Here is a 19472-nt window from a genome sequence, read left to right as displayed (position 1 = left end):
AGAGGAAGCCTAGGTATGTTATTCAAAGAAAACCGACCGAGGCCATCAAGACCAAGGTCGGTTAAACTATCCAAAACCCGCTATCCGGTGAATCGCAATGCTGCTCCGCTTAAGTGAACAGCATTGCCCGTTGCGGGGGCTTTTTTTTTGATCTAAAAAGGGGGAGGAGTCGTAATAACTCCCCGATTCGTACTTTTACCTATCTTGGGTCGTCAGGGATTGTTTTGTACCCAAAGGCCTCCGGGTAATCGACTGACATTCGTCTATGCAGGAGATTAAACGTGAGTGTAAAATCCTTCATTAATAAGCACCTAGAAGTGCATCCGTGGGTTTTCTTAAGCTCAGTTCTACTAATCTTTCTATTTGTTGTTGGCACCTTGTTCAACCTTGAAACCGCCTCAACACTGTTCACATCATTGAAAGACGGCATGACCGCCAATTTCGGTTGGTTTTTAATTCTTGCTGTACAATTATTCCTACTGTTTGCCATTTATATGGCTTTGAGCCGCTTTCGTTTTGTACGAATCGGTGGACAAGATGCGAAACCGTCATACTCTTACATGAGTTGGCTGTCGATGCTATTCAGCGCAGGTATGGGAATTGGCTTGATGTTTTGGGCAGTAGCCGAGCCTATCTTCCACTTCACTGCACCGCCTATCGGTAAACCTGAGACCATAGAAGCCGCTTCAAAAGCAATGGATATTACGTTCTTGCATTGGGGGCTGCACGCTTGGGGCATTTACGCCGTGATAGGTCTTACGCTCGCCTACTTTACCTTTAATCGTGGCTTACCACTGTCAATTCGTTCAGCGTTTTATCCCATCCTGGGTGAGCGTATTCACGGCTTTTGGGGTAACGTGGTCGATACGCTTGCGGTAGTGGCAACGTTGTTCGGTGTGGCAACCTCTCTTGGACTTGGAGTAGACCAAGTTAATGCCGGCCTCAATCACTTATTTGGGGTACCGAAAAGCTTGACCATGAAGGTGGTGTTAATCGCGATTATCACCGCTATCGCGACAACCTCTGTTGTCAGTGGTCTGGATAAAGGTATTAAGCTGCTAAGCCAAGCTAACTTGCTGCTTGCAGCGCTGCTGTTACTGTTTGTTATTGTTGCGGGACCAAGCTTGTTCATTTTCAAAAGCTTTGTGCAGAATACCGGGCACTACCTACAGAACTTATTACAGCTCTCCAGTTGGTCCGAGGCCTATCGTCAAGATATTGACTGGCAGGGCAATTGGACGGTGTTCTACTGGGCGTGGTGGATCGGTTGGTCGCCATTTGTTGGGGTGTTTATTGCCCGTATCTCCAAAGGTCGTACCATCAAAGAGTTCATCCTTGGCGTATTGTTGGTTCCATCACTTATGACCTTTCTATGGATGAGTGGGTTTGGTGGTAATGCTATTTATTCTGCACTGTTCGGCGATGGCGCCATTGTGCAGGCGGTGAATAACGATTACGCCATGAGCTTATTTGCTATGCTTGAGGGCTTACCTTGGTCAGCGATAAGTAGCTTTATTGCGATGATTCTGGTGGTGATATTCTTTGTCACATCTTCAGACTCAGGCTCCTTGGTTATAGATATGCTGAGTTCTGGAGGCAACTTCAATCCACCCACCAAGCAACGGATATTTTGGGCGGTAACCGAAGGGGTTGTTGCCGCAGTGCTGCTTTTAGGGGGCGGCTTAACAGCGTTACAAACGGCGGCAATTACCACCGGTTTACCCTTTACCATTGTCCTGATGTTAATGGCAGTATGTTTGTATAAAGCGCTTAATCAGGATTATGAGACTAAGCACATTTATCCGCGTGTCGACAAGGAGTCGCCTCATGTATAAACGACTTTTACCTCTTTCTTTAGCCGTTGCCGCAGCATTGCCTGCGGCCTCTTTTGCCCAAGACGGTAATGATCTTGCCCAGGTGAAAGAAGAAATTGCTGCACTAAAGCAACAAATCGCCAAGTTGGAGCAAAAGCTTGAGCAGGAGAAGCAACAGCAAGCTGATGAGCAACGACAGTTGGTCGCAGACCGTTCACAGCAACGTCAACGAGAGCGTCGTCGGCAACCCGATACTGGCGTACAAGCGCGGCTGGATAAGTTAGAAAGTCGTGTTGATGACGCGCAAAACTGGCCGATTCGCATCGGTGGTGCAGTGCGTTTCCAATACGTCTATGAGAACTACAATACGGCGCAACAGAATCGTACTGGGGACTTCGACTTTGATATCTTCCGGTTAGATTTTGATGGTGAGATTGGCGGCGTAATCCTGTCTGCTCAGTACCGCTGGTTTCAATATATGGAGGCAGTCCAACACGCATGGTTTGGCTACAATTTTACGCCTGAGCTACAAGGCCAAGTAGGCGTTGTTAAAGTGCCTTTTGGTAACATGCCGTATAACTCCCACAGTTACTTCTTCGACTCGACGTTTTATGTGGGCTTGGAAGACGAGCATGATAACGGTGTGCGGTTGAAGTACCGTTCTGACCAATGGGATTTTGATGTCGGCTTTTATAAGTCAGATGAGCAAGGCGGTGTCGATGGCTTCGTGTCTGACCGCACGGCGCGTTATTCCTACGACCCTGTCGGTATTCTTCTGCCAGGCCAAGGGGTTTATGATAAACCGGGTGTTGCGATAGGTGAAAGCAATAGCTGGGCCGTCCGCGGTGCGCATAAGTGGCACTGGGGTGACTCCGAACAGCTTGAGCTGGGTGTGTCGAGCCAATGGGGTAACTTATATAGCCCGTCAGAAAACGTCGGTAACCGCAAAGCCTACGCTGTCCATGGTGTTTATAATAATGGCCCATGGGAAGTGATGTTGCAGTACAGCGATTATGAGTACGACATGGATATCGAAAACCGTGGAATCTCAGTCGGTGCTTATGCGTTTTACGATGGTATTCCGGCATCGGCCAAGCTGTACACCGGAAATGTGGCTTACACCTTACCCGTGGATATTGGCCCAATTACCAGCCTTACGTTCTACAACGATTACAGTTTGACGACCGATCGTGAGGGTTACCATGACGATACTTGGATGAATATTACTGGTGTCGCGGTGGCCGCTGGTGGTGGGGTCTACACCTATGTCGACTTGGTTAAAGCGAAAAATCATCCGTTCATTGGTGGCTCAATGGCACAAGATGGTGGTGAAGTGAACACGCGCTTTAACATCAACTTTGGTTACTATTTCTAAGCCGTTGGTAAAGAAGTAGCCAACCACAAAAAACCGACTTAATTGTCGGTTTTTTGTTGGGTTTGGCTGAGTGAGCGTAAATCTTTGGTGCTACTAATACGCTTGAGGTCAAGGTGCAGAGCTGCCTTTGCTAATAAATGAGCGCTAATAGGGGCAGTTAAGAACAGGAATGCTGCTATCAGCAATTCGTGAAAATGCCATACACCTTGCCCTATGGTGAAAAAGATAGAGGCAATAACGACTCCGCCAACGCCCATTGTTGTGTTCTTCGTCGGTGCGTGTAGGCGGGTTAAAAAATCTGGCAAAATTGCCAGTCCTAAAGAGCCAATAAAAGCAAATACCGCACCCAATATCAGGAAAAAAGACACAGTCCACTGTGCCCATTGCGGCATATTATGAAGCGCTTCCATCATGGTGTCTTTCTCCTATTCAATAATATCGCCGCGTAACAAGAATTTGGCAGCGGCTACCGTCCCAATAAACCCTAGCATTGCGATCATTAGCGCCGCTTCAAAGTAGGTTTGGCTGTTTTGCCAAATCCCTAACAGCAATAGTAACGCCAGCGAATTAATGTAGATGGTGTCTAGCGCCAATATTCGGTCGGCGAGGTCTGGCCCTTTTAGTAGACGCCAAAAATTCATTAACAGCGATAAGCTGAACAGTAAAAAAGCGATTTGAACCGCAAAAACTAACATTCGAAGATCTCCTTCAAGCGGCTTTCATAGCGTTTTTTAATGTCGTGTATCATCGCTTGGGGGTCATCGACATTAAGCGCGTGAATCAATAATGATTTGCGACCATCGCTAACCGAGGCAGAGATTGTTCCTGGGGTTAGACTAATGGTACTGGCTAATATGGTGACTGGCAGATCGGCTTGAATGTCCAGAGGAAACTCTACTAACGCCGGCTTCAGGTTCCTATTGCGTCCTAAAATTAATGCTGCGATGGCAAAGTTCGCTTGAACAATGTCGACGAGCAAACGCATAAAATAAATAAGGGCTAAATCGGGACGCTTGAGCCGCACATGATCAGGCCACGCTTTGCGTGTCAGTAATGGAATAGCAATAGCCAGAATAGCGCCTAACACCAGAATGCCATTGGCAAGCGAGTTTTGTAGCAGCAACCACACCGCAAACAGAAGTAAACTTAGCCAAGGCGCAGGAATAATTTTAGTCAACATGGTTGCCTCCTAATTCAGGCCTTAATACCGCCTGACGGTAGTGCGCGATGTCTGAAAGTTGTTTTGCGGTAGCGTCGGTATAGTCTTTGATTGGCTGCGCGAATAAGGTCATCGCAATACTGACAGCTAACAGCATGAACATCGCCACCAACTTGCCGCGAGGAGTTCGCTGATCGCCAGGTTTGCCGGCTAACGTGTGCCAAAACATTTTTGAACCAGCGCGGCTAACAGTGACTAAGATCGTTAACGTTGTAGGTAAAATAAACGCCCATAACCAGAATCCTTGGGTGTCCATTTGTGGGGCGGCGAGAATAAATAACTTAGCCACAAAACCAGACAGCGGCGGAATACCAATGATGGTAATTGCCGCCAATAAAAACGCTACCGATAATAAGCCGTGATGCGCTAAACGACGCCCTGAGACAATGCGTGAGGCGGTTTTACCGCGCTCAAAAGCGACGATGTCGGCGAGTAAAAATAGCGCTCCGGTGATGAAGGTTGAGTGCACCATATAAAACAGCGTCGCACTGGTGGTTTCGACCGTTGCAAAACTAAAGCTCGCGAGCATGGTGCCAACAGAAATGACCACCAAATACGCAATCAGCAAGCGCAGATCCCGTGCCGCTAGCACCCCCAGCGCCCCCGCAGCGAGGGTCAACATTCCGAGTGGCCAAATCCAATCGTGACCGATACCGCTTAGCGATCCTGCTTCCGCACCATAAATTAGAGTAAAAACGCGGATAATAGCGTAAATACCCACTTTGGTCATAATCGCAAACAAGGCAGCGGCCACTCCACTGGTAGTAGAATACGCTTGGGGGAGCCAGAAATGTAACGGCAAGATGGCTGATTTAAGGCCGAATACCACCAGCAGTAACATTCCTCCGGCGTAAGCTAATGCCGCCCGGTCACCTTGCAAGGTGGACATTTGCTGGGATAAATCGGCCATATTTAAGGTGCCGGTTGCACCATAAATTACCCCTAAGCTGATCAGAAACAGTGCAGAGCCAGTCAGGTTTAATAACACATAGTGCAAACATGCCCTAATACGCCATTTCCCTCCGCCGTGCATTAGCAGGGCGTAGGACGATATCAACAATACTTCAAAGAAAACGAATAAGTTAAATAGGTCACCCGTTAGAAATGCACCAAAAATACCCATTAATTGGAATTGGAATAGTGCTTGAAAGTGCGAGCCTAAATTATCCTCGGCATAACAGCCGTAGAGCAATACAGGAAACGCTAACAATGCGGTAATGGTGACCATTAGTGCATTCAGTTGGTCAACCATTAAGACAATGCCAAACGGCGCTTGCCAATCTCCAAGCGCATAAACAATGATACTTTTAGTGCTGACCTGTTGCAGTAAAGACAGCACAACTACAATATTCAATAATGTTGCGGCTAATCCTAACGCGCGACGTATGGGTTGTGGGCGATCCCCCCAGGGTAGTAGCTGCAACAATGCCGTAAATAGCGGAATTAATATCGGAAGAATCGCTAAATGCTGACTAATCATTAACGATGACCCTCTGACTGTTCATGCGTGTCTAGATCGTTCACTTCGTCTGAGCCAATTTCACCTCGAGCGCGAACGGCCAAGATAATGGCATAGGCAGTCATCGCAAAACCGATAACAATGGCTGTTAACACCAGTGCCTGAGGCAACGGGTCAGTTGGGTTTTCAACCATACCTAAAATGGGTGCCCCGTCGATTTGTAAGCGTCCGGTAGAAAATAAAAACAAGTTTACTGCATACGATAACATGGTGATTCCGACAACAATGGGGAAGGAACGACCGCGTAAAATGAGAAAAATGCTGCAGGCGGTCAGTATGCCTACGGTAATCGCGTATAGCGTTTCCATTTAGTTACCCTCCTGCGTTGGGCGGTGACGTGTCGTCATTTTCCCGAAGTTGGTTAAAATCATCATAGTGGCGCCAATGACGGTTAAGTAAACGCCAAGGTCGAAGAGCATGGCCGTGGCAAATTCAAACTCTCCCACCACTGGCCAATGTATGTGAGTAAACCAAGACGTCAGGAATGGCCGCTCGAAGTACCAGCTACCCAACCCTGTGAATAGCGAAATCATTACCCCGAAAGACATCAACGATTGGTAATTCACGTTAAAGCGGTCTTTCACCCAATCAACGCCATTAGCCATATATTGCAGAATCATTGCCGATGCGGTTATAAGCCCGGCGATAAAGCCACCGCCGGGCATATTATGGCCACGCAACAGAATGTACACCGCAACCATCAGTGCCAGGGGTAACAACAGCTTGGCTACCGTTGTTACCAGCAATGGGTGGCGAATATGGTGCCAAGGGCGGCCATCGACATCGCTTGATGGCATAAAAGGTTTCAGTTTATTCAATAATTTATGAATACCCGCGGCGGCAATAGCCAACACCGTGATCTCACCCAAGGTATCAAAGCCACGGAAGTCGACTAGGATGACGTTAACAATGTTGTTACCACCACCGAGCATTTTCGCGTTACTGACGAAATAGTCGGAAATACTATCGAACGAACGCGTTAGCAGGGCGTAGTTTAACGATGCCACGAGTCCGCCGATGAGGCTGGAAAGAATGATATCGCGAACAACTCGGTGACCACTCGAAGCGCGCGGTGTGCGCTGGGGCATAAAGAATAGCGCCAGAATCATTAAGATGATACTGACCACCTCTACCACTAACTGGGTCATTGCCAAATCCGGTGCAGATAAATGGGCAAAGGCCAGTGATACCATGAGCCCTGTGACCGACAGCATCAACAAAGCAAGCAATCGTTGCCGGTGTAAAATTGCGACCCCTAACGCGGAGAAGATAATTAGCAGCGCGCCGACCATTGAAACGACATCAATCGGTAGTTGTTTACGCCCGCCAAACAGTTGGGTCAGATCAATCAGCGGCACCAGCAGTAAAATGATAACGGTCGTTAGCAAAATTGCCATATAGCGTTGTAGTGAACCAGTATCGATGCGGTCGAATACCGCGGTAGCCCCGTCACTTAAGCGTTGCACGGTAGATTCGAAAATGTGTTTAGCGTCGCGGTGCTCGAACTGACGATTAAAGCTAAACAACTGGTCCCGGGCCAAATAGATGACAGCGCCGCCGACGACGGCGATAGCACTCATTAACAATGGCCAGTTCCAACCATGCCAGAGGCCGATTTCGAGTGCCGTCAATGGTCCATGCACGGCGCTAACCGCCGCGGTAAGAATGTCCTCTGCAAACCACATTGGCGCTAAACCAATCGCAATACATAGCACCACTAATAGCGCCACCGGGACCAACATTCCTTTAGGCGGATCATGTGGGGTTTTTGGCAGCTCTTTTGGCTCACCATTAAAGAACAAATCATGTACGTAGCGAATCGAATAAGCCACTGAGAGCATGGCGCCTACGGTTGCAAGCACGGGTATCAGCCACGATAAGCCGCCGAATAAATGTTGTTGCAGCGATTCGGCAAGAAACATCTCTTTTGACAAAAAGCCGTTGAGGGGCGGAATGCCTGCCATCGAAGCCGCTAAAATCATCGCTAAGGTAGCGGTCAGCGGCATGTAACGCAGAAGCCCGTTGAGCTTGCGCATGTCTCGGGTTCCGCTTTCATGGTCAATAATACCGGCGGTCATAAACAGTGCGGCTTTAAAACAGGCATGGTTAATGACATGGAATAGGGCAGCGATAACCGCCGCTTCGGTACCGATACCGAGCATCATACAAATCAGTCCTAAATGACTGATGGTGGAAAAAGCGAGGAGGCCCTTAATGTCGTGTTTGAGGATAGCGAAGTAGGCACCAACCAATAGCGTTGCCAAGCCAGTAAAGGTGACTAAGTAAAACCACCATTCCGTGCCGGCAAGGACAGGATGTAGTCGGGCTAACAGGAAGATGCCTGCTTTAACCATGGTGGCTGAATGTAAGTACGCACTAACGGGTGTCGGCGCTGCCATCGCATGCGGCAACCAGAACTGAAAAGGAAATTGTGCCGACTTGGTGAACGCACCTAACAACACCAAAATAAGTGCGCCGAGATACCACGGATGTTGCTGAATGTTGGCCGCTGCCGCAAACACGGTGTCGAGATCATAGCCACCGGCAATATGGCCGAGTAATAGAATGCCCGCCAACAATGCGAGGCCGCCACAACCTGTTGTTGCGAGCGCCATGCGCGCTCCACGGCGAGCGTCACTGGAATGGAACCAATAGCCAATGAGTAAAAACGAGGAGACGCTGGTTAGCTCCCAGAACACCCAGAGTAATAACAAGTTATCGGCCATCACAATTCCGAGCATGGAGGCCATGAACAGCAATAAGCAGGCGTAAAAGCGACTATCGTTGTCTTGCTCGCTGAGGTAATAATGGGCATAGGCAATAATCAGCACGCCAATGCCTAGAATTAAGCTAACAAATAGCAGCGACAGACCATCAAGCCGAAACGCGAGATTAAGACCGATATGAGACAACCAAGCAATGCTTTGCTGTGGGATAACACCGCTGATTGTTTGCCCAACATAGCCGCCCATAATGGCTAAACCGACAATGGGTATTGCAGCAGTCGTAACGGTTTTGATCCAGCGTGGCGTGCGAGCGAGTAACAAAGGTATGCAAGCGCCTAACAATGGCAGAAAAACAATCCACAGCAAGCTCATAGTATTCCTAAATCTGTTATTAGTGACGTATTTATATTCCCGGCGAGTGAGTGGTCACTCAGCGTAACAACGACAAGGAATAAGGAGGATCGGGCCAGTAGGGGCAATATACGGTATGTGCAAACACCATAGGCTTAGACACCGAGTTATGTTGCTGTCGGCTGTCGAATGCTATGCGGCTGCTTTGCTGTTTGACCGTATTCATCCAGTGTCCTTTGTTAACCCCTTAGCTCGAATTTATCATCGCCACCGTGGAATGCCAACATTGAATGTAAAGGAAGCATTTATTTTTGCTTAAGATTTAGGTACTATAGCAATGGCTGTTGGCGCAGGTCTGCGCAACCGATAGCCCAAGGAACTCCTCCTTCCTGCATGTCTTACAAATAAATTCAACGCACCCCTACCACCAACGAATTTTATCTGTTACAATTCGCCGCCCTTTTTATAAGGGGAAATCTATAAAGGCAGCACGACCCGAGAGGGTCTGTTTTTTTTAAACTAGCGGGGCACTGAAATGATCCAAATGCAAACTACCCTGGACGTAGCCGATAACTCCGGCGCGCGCAGCGTACAATGTATTAAGGTTCTAGGTGGTTCGCACCGCCGTTATGCAAACATTGGCGATATCATCAAAGTTACTGTTAAGGAAGCAATTCCGCGCGGTAAGGTGAAAAAAGGCGATGTTGTAAATGCGGTGGTCGTACGCACCAGAAAAGGCGTCCGTCGGCAAGACGGGTCGGTCATCCGTTTTGACCGCAACGCGGCTGTGTTGTTGAACAACAACCAACAGCCAATTGGCACTCGTATTTTCGGGCCGGTAACTCGTGAGCTGCGTTCAGAGCAGTTTATGAAGATTATCTCACTGGCACCAGAAGTACTATAAGGAGTCAATCATGGCGGCAAAAATTAAACGTGATGACGAAGTGGTCGTCCTGGCAGGTAAGGACAAAGGTAAGCGCGGTAAAGTGCTTCAAGTTCTTACAGCTAAAGATCGCGTGATTGTGGAAGGTGTAAATATCATCAAGAAACACGAGAAGCCAAATCCGGCTTTAGGTGTTGCTGGTGGTATTGTTGAGAAAGAAGCACCCATCCACGTATCAAACGTAGCGATTTTTAACCCAGAGACTGGCAAGGCAGATCGTGTTGGTTTTCGTGAAGAAGATGGTAAGAAAGTCCGTTTCTTCAAGTCAAACAACGCAATCATTTAACTATTAATTGGAGTTTTACGATGGCGAAACTGCATGATTTTTACAAAGAATCAGTAGTTCCTGGGCTCATGAAAGAGTTCAGCTACAACAGCATCATGCAAGTCCCTCGGATTGAAAAAATCACCCTTAACATGGGTGTTGGTGAAGCTCTGACCGACAAAAAAGTGTTGGACAATGCGGTAGCAGACTTGGAAGCAATTTCAGGTCAAAAACCTATCCGTACTGTTGCACGTAAATCGGTCGCAGGTTTCAAAATCCGTGAAGGCTTCCCGATTGGCTGTAAAGTAACTCTGCGCGGCGAGCGTATGTGGGACTTCTTGCAACGTTTAATCTCGATTGCAATCCCACGTATCCGTGACTTCCGTGGCTTGAACCCGAAATCGTTCGATGGCCGCGGCAACTACAGCATGGGTGTTCGTGAGCAGATCATCTTCCCAGAAATCGACTTTGATAAAGTCGACAAGGTACGTGGTCTGGATATCACCATTACCACCAATGCTGGCACTGATGACGAAGCTCGTGCTTTGCTAGCTGCCTTTAACTTCCCATTCAGAAAGTAAGGTGTAGAGTTATGGCAAAAGAGTCAATGAAAGCGCGTGATGTCAAGCGTGAAAAGCTGGCAGCAAAATACGCGGAAAAACGCAACGCACTGAAAGCGGTCATTAGTGACCCTAATGCATCAGACGAAGAGCGTTGGGAAGCCGTTCTGAAATTGCAGAGCCTCCCACGTGATTCCAGTCCTACGCGTCAACGTAATCGTTGCCGTATTACTGGTCGTCCTCATGGTTTCCTTCGTAAGTTCGGCATGAGCCGTATCAAGGTCCGTGAGATGGCGATGCGCGGTGAAATTCCTGGCTTGAAAAAAGCTAGCTGGTAAGCCACGAATCACGGGAGAAAGCAAATATGAGCATGCAAGATCCAATTGCGGATATGTTCACACGCATTCGCAACGCTCAAGGTGCTACTAAAGTTGCGGTGAAAATGCCTGCTTCTAAGCAAAAAGTTGCGATTGCACAAGTGCTAAAAGAAGAAGGTTTCATCGAAGACTACAGTGCTGAGAGCGGTGCTAAACCAGAGCTTGAAATCGTATTGAAGTATTTCGAAGGCAAGCCTGTTATTGAATCGATTGAGCGCGTAAGTCGCCCTGGTCTGCGTATCTATAAGAAACGCAACGAATTGCCAACCGTTATGGGTGGTTTGGGTGTCGCGGTTGTCTCTACATCGAAAGGTCTGATGACTGATCGCGCCGCTCGCAAAGCGGGACTTGGCGGCGAAATCATCGGCTACGTAGCGTAACGAGGAGGTAGGAAATGTCACGTGTTGCTAAAGCACCTATTGAGATTCCTGCTGGCGTTGAAGTTGCGCTGAGTGGTCAGGAAATCACTATTAAAGGTGCCCAAGGCTCATTGAGTCGTGTGGTAAACGATGCCGTTGAAATCGTACAAGAAGACAACGTGTTGCGTACCAATGCTCGTGAAGGCGTTGCAAACGCTACCGCGCAAGCTGGTACTGCTCGAGCATTGTTGCAAAACATGGTGGTTGGAGTCAGCAAAGGTTTTGAGCGTAAGCTGCAGTTAGTGGGTGTCGGTTACCGTGCGCAAGCACAAGGTAAAAAACTCAACTTAACTCTGGGCTTCTCTCATCCGGTGGAGTTTGAAATTCCTGAAGGAATTACTGTTGAAACTCCGACTCAGACCGAAGTTGTCGTGAAAGGCGCAGACAAGCAATTGGTTGGCCAAGTTGCTGCCAATATTCGTGCATTCCGTAAGCCTGAACCTTATAAAGGTAAAGGTGTACGTTACGCCGATGAGCAAGTGCGCCGTAAAGAAGCCAAGAAAAAGTAGGGTAATACGATGGACAAGAAAGCAGCTCGCTTACGTCGTGCTACTCGCGCACGTAAACAGATACAAGCGTTGGGTGCAAATCGCCTGGTCGTTCACCGTACGCCACGGCATATTTACGCACAACTCATCGCACCAAATGGTTCTGAAGTTTTGGCCTCTGCATCAACCTTAGAGAAGTCAATCCGTGACCAGTTGAAATCAGCTGGTAACGTAGACGCCGCTAAAGTTGTTGGTAAAGCCATCGCTGAGCGCGCGATTGAAAAAGGCGTTAACAAAGTCTCTTTCGATCGCAGTGGTTTTAAATACCACGGTCGCGTTGCTGCATTAGCAGACGCAGCCCGTGAAGCTGGACTTCAGTTCTAGGAGACGAACATGGCAAATGTAGAAGCTCAAAACGGTGAACTGATTGAAAAATTGATCACGGTTAATCGTGTTGCGAAAGTTGTTAAAGGTGGTCGTATCTTTAGCTTCACAGCACTTACCGTGGTTGGTGATGGTAAAGGCAAAGTTGGCTTTGGTTATGGTAAAGCTCGTGAAGTACCAGCCGCTATTCAAAAAGCGATGGAAAAAGCACGCCGTAACATGGTCACTGTGCAGCTGAAAGGTGATACCTTGCAGCACCCTGTTAAGGGCCGTCACTCAGGTTCACAAGTGTTTATGCAACCAGCCTCTGAAGGTACTGGTATCATCGCCGGTGGTGCGATGCGTGCAGTATTGGAAGTTGCCGGTGTACACAACGTGCTATCTAAAGCATATGGTTCAACCAACCCAATCAACGTTGTTCGCGCTACTATCAAAGCGTTGAACGACATGAAGTCGCCTGAGCAAGTAGCGGCTAAGCGTGGATTGCGCGTTGAAGAAATACTGGGGTAGTGAACAATGGCGAAAAAGACAATCAAAGTAACACAAACGCGTAGCTCTATCGGCCGTTTGCCGAAACATAAAGCTACACTTCGTGGCTTGGGTCTCCGCCGTATTGGTCACACGGTTGAGTTGGAAGATACTCCAGCCGTCCGCGGTATGGTTAACCAAGTAAATTACATGGTAAAGGTGGAGGGTTAAGACATGAATTTGAATTCACTTTCGCCTGCACCAGGTGCAAAAAGCAGCAAAAAGCGTCTTGGACGTGGTATTGGTTCAGGCCTGGGTAAAACTGGTGCACGTGGTCACAAAGGGCAGAAGTCTCGCTCTGGTGGTTCTGTGAAGCCAGGTTTCGAAGGCGGCCAAATGCCAATTCAACGTCGTTTGCCGAAATTTGGCTTTACTTCACGTAAAGCAGCAGTAACGGCAGAAGTTAACTTGGCAGAAATCGCTAAAGTTGACGGCGACGTGGTTGAATTAGCAACGCTTAAAGCAGCAGGATTGGTCGGTAAGAGCATGACCGCTGCTAAAGTCATTAAATCGGGTGAAATCACTCGTAAAGTGACTGTTAAAGGGTTGAAAGTCACCAAAGGCGCCCGCGAAGCTATTGAAGCTGCTGGCGGCAAAATCGAAGGATAGAGCAAATGGCTAAACCAGGATTGGAATCAAATCGAGCGCAAGGTGGCTTGTCGGAACTCAAGCGTCGCCTGTTGTTTGTATTAGGAGCGATTATCGTCTTCCGAGCGGGCTCCTTTGTGCCTATTCCTGGTATCGATGCCGCAGTATTGGCTCAATTATTCCAGCAACAAAAAGATACCATCGTTGCCATGTTTAACATGTTCAGCGGTGGTGCTCTTGAACGGGCTTCAGTCTTTGCGCTGGGAATTATGCCGTACATTTCGGCCTCTATTATCATGCAGTTAGCTACTGTGGTTCATCCACGTTTAGCGGAATTGAAGAAAGAGGGCGAGGCCGGACGTCGTAAAATCAGTACTTACACTCGTTGGGGTACCTTGATTCTTGCGACGTTCCAGTCGGTTGGTATTGCCACAGGGTTACCGAACTTAATGCCAGGTCTGGTTATTGACCCGGGTTTTGGGTTCTACTTCACTGCGGTGGTGAGCTTAGTTACAGGAACAATGTTCTTGATGTGGCTAGGTGAACAAATTACCGAACGCGGTATCGGCAATGGTATCTCTATCCTAATCTTTGTGGGTATTGTTGCAGGCTTGCCATCTGCTATTGGGCAGACTATTGAGCAAGCACGTCAAGGGGATTTAAACCTCTTATTGTTGTTGTTAATCGGATTAGTTGTAGTTGCGGTTACCTACTTCGTTGTGTTCGTAGAACGTGGTCAACGTCGGATTGTGGTAAACTACGCTAAGCGTCAGCAAGGCCGTAAGGTTTATGCAGCGCAGAGTACGCACTTGCCATTGAAACTAAACATGGCGGGTGTTATTCCACCGATTTTCGCATCGAGCATTATTTTGTTCCCAGGAACCATTGCCACTTGGTTTGGTTCAGGCGACGGTATTGTTGCTGATATCCTGCAGGAAGTGTCTACGGCGCTCTCTCCAGGTCAGCCTCTTTACGTAATGCTTTATGCCGCGGCGATTATTTTCTTCTGCTTTTTCTACACGGCGTTGGTTTTCAACCCGCGTGAAACCGCAGATAACCTGAAGAAGTCTGGTGCATTCGTTCCAGGTATTCGTCCAGGTGAACAAACGTCGCGTTACATCGATAAGGTAATGACCCGATTGACGCTTGCTGGCGCGCTGTACATTACCTTAGTATGTCTGGTTCCGGAGTTCATGATGTTGATGTGGAACGTTCAGTTCTACTTTGGCGGCACATCATTATTGATTATCGTTGTCGTAATCATGGACTTTATGGCGCAGGTTCAGACCCACCTGATGTCTCATCAGTATGAGTCTGTCCTGAAAAAAGCTAACCTGAAAGGCTACGGCCGGTAAGGTTGGAGATAACGGAGAGTAGCAATGAAAGTTCGTGCTTCCGTGAAGAAGATCTGCCGTAACTGCAAAATCATCAAGCGCAATGGCGTGGTACGTGTGATTTGCAGTGATGCAAAACATAAGCAACGGCAAGGTTGATTCGAAGAACAGAGCCCGCGGTCATCAGTTTTGACTGACCGCGGCCTTTGATGTGTTTGCAATCTGGCATTCAGTTGAGTATCCTAACGGGCTTTTCAACTGAGCCTACAAATATAGGAGACGTGTTAGTGGCCCGTATCGCTGGCATTAACGTTCCTGACAATAAGCACGCAGTCATCGCTTTGACTGCAATCTACGGTATCGGTAAGACTCGTTCTAAGCAGATTCTTGCGCAGACGGGTATCGCCGAAGATACCAAGATCGGTTCATTGTCAGAAGAGAAAATCGATTCACTTCGTGAAGCAGTCTCACAGTTCGCTGTTGAGGGTGACTTGCGTCGTGAAATTTCAATGAATATCAAACGACTGATGGACCTTGGATGTTTCCGTGGCCTTCGTCACCGTCGTAGCTTGCCTTTACGTGGGCAGCGCACTAAAACAAATGCGCGTACTCGTAAAGGTCCGCGTAAACCTATTAAGAAGTAAGGGGGGACTGAGATATGGCTAAAGCACCGACTCGTTCTCGTAAACGCGTTAAAAAGCAAGTATCGGATGGCATGGCTCACGTACATGCGTCTTTCAACAACACCATCATCACTATTACCGATCGCCAAGGTAACGCATTAGCGTGGGCGACAGCGGGTGGCTCAGGTTTCCGTGGTTCACGTAAATCTACACCGTTTGCTGCACAGGTAGCTGCTGAACGAGCAGGTGAAATGGCGAAGGAATATGGTTTGAAAAACCTTGAAGTGTTCGTAAAAGGACCAGGTCCAGGCCGCGAATCATCAATTCGTGCGTTGAACGCGGTAGGTTATCGCATCACTAATATTACTGATGTGACTCCTATTCCTCACAACGGTTGTCGTCCGCCTAAGAAACGTCGCGTTTAAGGCGTGAATCGATAGTTGGAGAAAGATCATGGCAAGATATTTGGGTCCTAAGCTCAAGCTGAGCCGTCGCGAAGGAACAGATTTGTTCCTGAAAAGCGGCGTTCGCGCAATCGATTCGAAATGTAAAATCGAAACCGCTCCTGGTCAGCACGGCGCTCGTCGCGCTCGTCTGTCTGACTACGGTGTGCAATTGCGCGAGAAGCAAAAAGTTCGTCGTATGTACGGCGTCCTAGAAAAGCAATTCCGTAATTACTACAAAGAAGCTGCACGGCTGAAAGGCAATACCGGTGAAAACCTGTTGCAACTGCTCGAGCAACGTCTTGATAATGTTGTGTATCGCATGGGCTTCGCGTCTACGCGTGCAGAAGCTCGGCAGTTGGTCAGCCACAAGGCAGTGGTTGTTAACGGTCAGGTAGTCAACATTCCATCGTTCAAGGTTCGTCCTGAAGATGTCGTTGCTGTTCGCGAAAAAGCGAAAAAGCAGGCACGTATTGCAGCTGCACTGGAACTCGCAGACCAACGCGAGAAACCAGTTTGGTTAGAAGTGGACAACAGCAAAATGGAAGGTCAGTTCAAACGTCTTCCAGAACGTAGCGACTTGTCTGCCGAAATTAACGAACAGTTGATCGTAGAGCTTTACTCGAAGTAAAGCTTAAGCATAAAGAGAGGACACAATGCAGGGTTCTGTTACCGAATTCCTAAAGCCGAGGTTAGTAGACATCGAGCAAATTAGCCCGACCCATGCCAAGGTGACTCTGGAGCCTCTGGAGCGCGGCTTTGGTCATACGCTGGGCAACGCTTTGCGTCGGATTTTACTTTCGTCAATGCCAGGTTGTGCAGTGACTGAAGTTGAAATCGATGGCGTATTGCATGAATACAGCACCAAAGAGGGTGTGCAGGAAGATGTCATTGAAATTTTGTTGAACCTTAAAGGCCTCGCAGTAAGCCTTGAAGGCAAAGACGAAGCGATACTGACCTTGAAAAAATCCGGATCGGGCCCTGTTAAGGCAGGCGATATCACCCATGACGGCGATGTGGAAATTATTAATCCAGATCACGTTATCTGCCACTTGACCGGCGACAGCGAGCTGTCAATGCGGATCAAAGTAGAAATGGGTCGTGGATATGTACCTGCGACGGCTCGTCAATCTGCGGATGATGAAGAGCGTCCAATCGGTCGTTTATTGGTCGACGCGTCATTCAGCCCTGTTGAGCGCATTTCTTACAATGTTGACTCGGCACGTGTTGAACAGCGTACTGACTTAGATAAGCTGATCATCGAAATGGAAACGAATGGTACGTTAGATCCGGAAGAAGCAATTCGCCGGGCTGCGACAATTTTAGCTGAACAGCTAGATGCATTCGTTGAATTACGTGACATCAGCGAGCCGGAAGAAAAAGAAGAGAAACCGGAGTTTGATCCGATTCTACTTCGTCCGGTTGATGACCTTGAGCTTACTGTCCGCTCTGCAAACTGTTTGAAAGCAGAAGCAATTCAGTACATTGGTGATCTTGTTCAGCGTACCGAAGTAGAGTTGTTAAAAACTCCGAACCTCGGTAAGAAGTCGCTGACTGAAATCAAAGACGTGTTAGCCTCACGTGGTTTATCTTTGGGCATGCGCCTAGAGAACTGGCCACCGGCTAGCCTGATTGATAAAGACTAAGATTACCTTAGCTAGAGATTTACTGAGAAGGGTATAGGTATGCGCCATCGTAAGAGTGGTCGTCAACTCAATCGTAACAGCAGTCATCGTCAAGCGATGTTCCGCAACATGGCAAGCTCTTTGGTGCGTCACGAAGTCATTAAGACGACGTTGCCAAAAGCTAAAGAACTTCGTCGCGTTATCGAGCCGTTAATTACTATGGCTAAACAAGATAGCGTTGCAAACCGCCGCTTGGCTTTTGCACGTACTCGTGACAAAGAAGTTGTTGGTAAGCTGTTTAACGAACTAGGTCCGCGTTATCAAGAACGTGCTGGTGGTTACACTCGTATTTTGAAGTGTGGCTTCCGTGCAGGTGATAACGCACCAATGGCTTACGTTGAGTTAGTCGATCGTGCAATCGAAGAAGCTGAAGCTGTAGAAGCAGCAGAAGAGTAAGCGATTAAGAAAGTGAAAAAGCCGAGGCAAATGCCTCGGCTTTTTTGTGTTTAGGGTTTTGCAGAAAATCAGAGCACAACTAGCTTTGGTTGGGTTGCTTTTTGCGTTGTTGCTGACGATAGAGTTCCGCCAACTCCTCATCAGACAGTTTTACTTTTCGCGCCAGTTCGCTGACATCTTCCTTCTTTACCCCAGCATTGATAGCTGAAACGATTACTTCGCGCCATTGCGGTTTTTTTAACTGTTCGGCTTTTATGGTGGGGTCCATATTGTCGCCGGTAAACCAAGCGGTAATCCCGGTAAATATCTGTTCTGCCGCAGACGGTACTTGCTTCACTGCTGAGATCACAAAGTCCCATAATTTTTCTGGTTGTGAGCTTGCGGCGCTGCGGACAATAGCATCGGACATACTGGGTTCAGTTTTTAACGCCACTCGAAGAATTTCACTGGTGGATTGTGGCCGAAAACGGCTAGCCGTTAAAACGATCTGATCGGCGTAGGCTGGCTCGGTAGCCAGTGCGGTTTTAATAATACGTTTAAACTGCTGTGGCTGTAATGCTAATGCCACATTCAAGGTATCTTCGGTTAATGCAGGTTCAGTGCGCATTGCAGCATTTACGATTCCTGGGGTCGCTTGCGGTTGCTTTTTGATGGCTGCGGCGACGATCTCATTAACGTGTTCCGGGTAGTTGCTGAGTAAGATCCTGACCGAACGATAAATAGAAAAATTCTGTGCTAAGTGACCTTCCAGCATGTTGCTATATGTGTGGGCAAGCTTTTGATTATATTGTTGTGGAGGCGAGATAATTGTAGCACTAGTCGCGATGGCATGTACTGAGTAAACAGACGTCATCGCTGTGATGGTAAAAAACATCGCCATCTTTCGGGTAGCTTTTAGCATTATCGAGAACGCTCCAAGTAATAATGTGTGATCAAAAAATTCGCTCAACCTGATCGAGAGTAACAGTGTTTAACGGTAATTAGTATAATTATTAGTCATTTATTGACGGTTAAAAGTTCAATATTGTTATAAAAATGTGGTTTTGGTGGAGTTTTAAGCGGTTGATCCATTTTTTCTAAAAAAGATCTTGCGAAGGCACATAAGATCCTTATAATTCGCCGCCGCTGATGAGGAGAAAAATGCTTCATCAGGGCGGTGAAGGAAAGCGTAAAAAAGCACTTGACGCACCGTATGGGACGTGTAGAATACGCCTCCCTGCTTCACGAAGTGAAGCAACGTTCTTTAACAACATAATCAAGCCAAGCAAACTGTGTGGGCACTTATCGTTTGTTGTTGTGCAGAAGAATATTGTACTAAGACGACAAATGAATGAAGTGTTCGAGCTAGAAATAGCAAAGCACACGTAATTCATTGAGTTGATTAAGCTTTTAAATTGAAGAGTTTGATCATGGCTCAGATTGAACGCTGGCGGCA

General features: G+C 47.8%; 26 protein-coding genes. 19 read left to right on the top strand and 7 right to left on the bottom strand.

The features are described from left to right. Positions 1–281 precede the first annotated feature (281 nt). Positions 282–1835 (top strand): BCCT family transporter, encoded by a 1554-nt coding sequence (locus CWI84_RS11650; protein ID WP_126842765.1) that lies wholly within the window; start codon positions 282–284, stop codon positions 1833–1835. Then, positions 1828–3189, top strand: a complete 1362-nt coding sequence (locus CWI84_RS11645) for a carbohydrate porin (protein WP_126842764.1) — start codon at positions 1828–1830, stop codon at positions 3187–3189. Before CWI84_RS11650 ends, CWI84_RS11645 begins: the two co-directional genes overlap by 8 nt. 38 nt (positions 3190–3227) lie before the next feature. Here CWI84_RS11645 and CWI84_RS11640 read toward each other — a convergent pair whose 3' ends face one another. Genes CWI84_RS11640 through CWI84_RS11615 form a run of 6 tightly spaced genes read right to left on the bottom strand, consistent with a single transcriptional unit; the run spans position 3228 to position 9025 of the window. Then, the gene (locus tag CWI84_RS11640; RefSeq protein ID WP_241968793.1) at positions 3228–3602 is read right to left on the bottom strand and encodes a Na+/H+ antiporter subunit G; all 375 of its coding nucleotides are present in this window, start codon (positions 3600–3602) and stop codon (positions 3228–3230) included. 12 nt (positions 3603–3614) lie between these two features. Continuing rightward, positions 3615–3884, bottom strand: a complete 270-nt coding sequence (locus CWI84_RS11635) for a K+/H+ antiporter subunit F (protein WP_126842763.1) — start codon at positions 3882–3884, stop codon at positions 3615–3617. Further along, complete coding sequence (locus tag CWI84_RS11630; RefSeq protein WP_198674522.1) at positions 3878–4369, bottom strand: Na+/H+ antiporter subunit E; 492 nt, start codon at positions 4367–4369, stop codon at positions 3878–3880. Before CWI84_RS11630 ends, CWI84_RS11635 begins: the two co-directional genes overlap by 7 nt. Then, the gene (locus CWI84_RS11625) at positions 4359–5888 is read right to left on the bottom strand and encodes a monovalent cation/H+ antiporter subunit D (protein WP_126842762.1); all 1530 of its coding nucleotides are present in this window, start codon (positions 5886–5888) and stop codon (positions 4359–4361) included. Before CWI84_RS11625 ends, CWI84_RS11630 begins: the two co-directional genes overlap by 11 nt. Then, positions 5888–6235 (bottom strand): Na+/H+ antiporter subunit C, encoded by a 348-nt coding sequence (locus CWI84_RS11620; RefSeq protein ID WP_126842761.1) that lies wholly within the window; start codon positions 6233–6235, stop codon positions 5888–5890. Before CWI84_RS11620 ends, CWI84_RS11625 begins: the two co-directional genes overlap by 1 nt. Further along, positions 6236–9025, bottom strand: a complete 2790-nt coding sequence (locus CWI84_RS11615; RefSeq protein ID WP_126842760.1) for a monovalent cation/H+ antiporter subunit A — start codon at positions 9023–9025, stop codon at positions 6236–6238. It abuts the gene before it with no gap. Between the two features lie 514 nt (positions 9026–9539). Between CWI84_RS11615 and rplN the strand changes: the two genes are divergently transcribed. The 17 genes from rplN (at position 9540) to rplQ (ending at position 18037) form a co-directional block, all read left to right on the top strand. Further along, a complete protein-coding gene (gene rplN / locus CWI84_RS11610) occupies positions 9540–9908 on the top strand; it encodes a 50S ribosomal protein L14 (protein WP_006956444.1) in 369 nt (122 codons plus the stop codon). A gap of 10 nt (positions 9909–9918) precedes the next feature. Beyond that, the gene (rplX, locus tag CWI84_RS11605; protein WP_126842759.1) at positions 9919–10233 is read left to right on the top strand and encodes a 50S ribosomal protein L24; all 315 of its coding nucleotides are present in this window, start codon (positions 9919–9921) and stop codon (positions 10231–10233) included. 20 nt (positions 10234–10253) lie between these two features. Further along, positions 10254–10793 (top strand): 50S ribosomal protein L5, encoded by a 540-nt coding sequence (gene rplE, locus CWI84_RS11600; protein ID WP_126842758.1) that lies wholly within the window; start codon positions 10254–10256, stop codon positions 10791–10793. A gap of 11 nt (positions 10794–10804) precedes the next feature. Further along, a complete protein-coding gene (gene rpsN, locus CWI84_RS11595) occupies positions 10805–11110 on the top strand; it encodes a 30S ribosomal protein S14 (protein WP_126842757.1) in 306 nt (101 codons plus the stop codon). Positions 11111–11136: 26 nt separating this feature from the next. Beyond that, entirely contained in the window at positions 11137–11529 is a 393-nt protein-coding gene (gene rpsH, locus CWI84_RS11590) for a 30S ribosomal protein S8 (RefSeq protein ID WP_126842756.1), read from the top strand. Positions 11530–11543: 14 nt separating this feature from the next. Further along, a complete protein-coding gene (gene rplF / locus CWI84_RS11585; RefSeq protein ID WP_126842755.1) occupies positions 11544–12077 on the top strand; it encodes a 50S ribosomal protein L6 in 534 nt (177 codons plus the stop codon). Positions 12078–12086: 9 nt separating this feature from the next. Next, on the top strand, positions 12087–12440 hold the full coding sequence (gene rplR, locus CWI84_RS11580) for a 50S ribosomal protein L18 (RefSeq protein WP_126842754.1): 354 nt from the start codon (positions 12087–12089) through the stop codon (positions 12438–12440). Positions 12441–12449: 9 nt separating this feature from the next. After that, on the top strand, positions 12450–12950 hold the full coding sequence (gene rpsE, locus CWI84_RS11575) for a 30S ribosomal protein S5 (protein ID WP_126842753.1): 501 nt from the start codon (positions 12450–12452) through the stop codon (positions 12948–12950). Positions 12951–12956: 6 nt separating this feature from the next. Continuing rightward, positions 12957–13139 carry a 50S ribosomal protein L30 gene (gene rpmD, locus CWI84_RS11570; protein WP_126842752.1) on the top strand — a complete coding sequence of 61 codons (183 nt, stop codon included), beginning with the start codon at positions 12957–12959 and terminating at the stop codon, positions 13137–13139. Positions 13140–13142: 3 nt separating this feature from the next. Further along, complete coding sequence (gene rplO / locus CWI84_RS11565) at positions 13143–13577, top strand: 50S ribosomal protein L15 (protein ID WP_126842751.1); 435 nt, start codon at positions 13143–13145, stop codon at positions 13575–13577. A gap of 5 nt (positions 13578–13582) precedes the next feature. Beyond that, positions 13583–14911, top strand: coding sequence for a preprotein translocase subunit SecY (secY, locus tag CWI84_RS11560; RefSeq protein WP_126842750.1), 1329 nt, complete (start codon positions 13583–13585; stop codon positions 14909–14911). Between the two features lie 24 nt (positions 14912–14935). Beyond that, the gene (gene rpmJ, locus CWI84_RS11555) at positions 14936–15049 is read left to right on the top strand and encodes a 50S ribosomal protein L36 (protein WP_074668972.1); all 114 of its coding nucleotides are present in this window, start codon (positions 14936–14938) and stop codon (positions 15047–15049) included. A gap of 128 nt (positions 15050–15177) precedes the next feature. Then, positions 15178–15534, top strand: coding sequence for a 30S ribosomal protein S13 (gene rpsM / locus CWI84_RS11550; protein ID WP_126842749.1), 357 nt, complete (start codon positions 15178–15180; stop codon positions 15532–15534). Positions 15535–15548: 14 nt separating this feature from the next. Further along, a complete protein-coding gene (rpsK, locus tag CWI84_RS11545) occupies positions 15549–15938 on the top strand; it encodes a 30S ribosomal protein S11 (protein ID WP_126842748.1) in 390 nt (129 codons plus the stop codon). A 28-nt stretch (positions 15939–15966) separates the two neighbouring features. Continuing rightward, positions 15967–16587, top strand: coding sequence for a 30S ribosomal protein S4 (rpsD, locus tag CWI84_RS11540; protein ID WP_126842747.1), 621 nt, complete (start codon positions 15967–15969; stop codon positions 16585–16587). A 25-nt stretch (positions 16588–16612) separates the two neighbouring features. Continuing rightward, complete coding sequence (locus tag CWI84_RS11535) at positions 16613–17602, top strand: DNA-directed RNA polymerase subunit alpha (RefSeq protein WP_126842746.1); 990 nt, start codon at positions 16613–16615, stop codon at positions 17600–17602. Between the two features lie 39 nt (positions 17603–17641). After that, positions 17642–18037 carry a 50S ribosomal protein L17 gene (gene rplQ / locus CWI84_RS11530; protein ID WP_126842745.1) on the top strand — a complete coding sequence of 132 codons (396 nt, stop codon included), beginning with the start codon at positions 17642–17644 and terminating at the stop codon, positions 18035–18037. Positions 18038–18116: 79 nt separating this feature from the next. Here rplQ and CWI84_RS11525 read toward each other — a convergent pair whose 3' ends face one another. Next, positions 18117–18938: a hypothetical protein gene (locus tag CWI84_RS11525; RefSeq protein ID WP_126842744.1), complete on the bottom strand. Its 822-nt coding sequence runs from the start codon at positions 18936–18938 to the stop codon at positions 18117–18119. Between the last annotated feature and the right edge of the window lie 534 nt (positions 18939–19472).

The sequence above is a fragment of the Idiomarina tyrosinivorans genome (assembly GCF_003987475.1).
GTDB classification, from domain to species: Bacteria; Pseudomonadota; Gammaproteobacteria; order Enterobacterales; family Alteromonadaceae; genus Idiomarina; species Idiomarina tyrosinivorans.
This window is presented reverse-complemented; position numbering and strand designations above follow the sequence as displayed.